Below are 517 nucleotides of genomic sequence, written 5' to 3'. Positions count from 1 at the left end.
CAACCTTGCCGGCGACGTGGATGATGTCGCCGTGCTCGAAGCAGCGCACCACGTGGGCGATCGCATCGGTTTCGCGGATGTTGGCCAGGAACTTGTTGCCCAGACCCTCACCCTTGCTGGCGCCGGCGACGAGGCCGGCGATGTCCACGAACTCGACGGCCGTCGGCACGACCTTCTGCGGCTTCACGATCGCCGCCAGCTGGTCGAGCCGCGGATCCGGCACGGGCACCACGCCGACGTTCGGATCGATGGTGCAGAACGGGAAGTTGGCCGCGGCGATGCCTGCCTTGGTCAGGGCGTTGAACAGGGTGGACTTGCCCACGTTGGGTAGTCCGACGATGCCGCATCTCATGGCCATGGGTTTGGAGTCCGGGATTCGGGATTGGGGATTGGGGATTGGGGATTCGACGGAGCAGAGCTGGGCAAGGCGCAGGCATGCGCCAATCCCGAATCCCTAATCCCGAATCCCGGCATTCGTGTGCAGCCTCTTCATCGCCTCGGCGAAGTCGCCGCGCAG

Annotated in this window: 1 protein-coding gene; it reads right to left on the bottom strand. The window is 65.2% G+C overall.

The window, feature by feature from the left end; genetic code table 11:
- Positions 1-358, bottom strand: a 358-nt coding sequence (locus FLQ44_RS11165) for a GTPase (RefSeq protein WP_206208829.1), incomplete at its 3' end; no start/stop codon positions are given.
- Positions 359-517: the final 159 nt, after the last annotated feature.

The sequence above is a fragment of the Vogesella mureinivorans genome (assembly GCF_007644035.1).
In the GTDB taxonomy this organism is placed as follows: domain Bacteria; phylum Pseudomonadota; class Gammaproteobacteria; order Burkholderiales; family Chromobacteriaceae; genus Vogesella; species Vogesella mureinivorans.
Note: the sequence above shows the minus strand (reverse complement) of the source record. Positions and strands in the feature narration are given on the sequence as shown.